Origin of the sequence: Kocuria subflava, assembly GCF_012163155.1 — a bacterium.
GTDB lineage: Bacteria > Actinomycetota > Actinomycetes > Actinomycetales > Micrococcaceae > Kocuria > Kocuria subflava.
Map to the genome: position 1 here is coordinate 1 of NZ_JAAVUN010000282.1, position 502 is coordinate 502.

The window sequence follows — 502 nt, forward strand, 5'->3', positions numbered from 1 at the left end:
AACGCGATGGACATCGACGATGTCGGGGCCGCGGACTTTCTCGTCAGACTGATGACTCGAGTCACGTACGAGCAGTTCCCCTACCAGGAGTCGATCTTCGAGGAACTTGCTCGCTCACACGCCTGGATGGTCGAGGGCCTGCCCGACGTCGAGACCCGAGTGATTACCGAGGACTCGCTGGCGGACATGCTCGACGGAGTTCCGTTCCGCGAGGCGATAGGCGCGACGTTCTTCCTCCAAGTGGGTGCCTTCCAGAACGGTGGAGCATACAAGCCTGGCTGGCTGGATCAGCCAAACTTCACTGAAGTGCTGAAGCTCTATCCGCGGACGAACATAGAGAAGATCGCCTCGCGACTCACCACGACACCCGCAGCGTTTCGGACTGCTTTCAACGACCACTCGGTCGGAACAGCCACAGCGGCCCGATTCGATTACAACCCGTTGTTGGCGACGCCGTTCGTGGACATGGGCGACGGGGAACCGGGTGCTCCAGCGGCGCGTC

The 502-nt window shown here is 61.2% G+C and carries 1 protein-coding gene; it reads left to right on the forward strand.

Features of this window, described 5'->3' with window-relative positions; translation table 11 throughout:
• On the forward strand, nucleotides 1–502 hold a 502-nt coding region (locus tag GTW58_RS14220; protein WP_168023674.1), incomplete at both ends, for a hypothetical protein.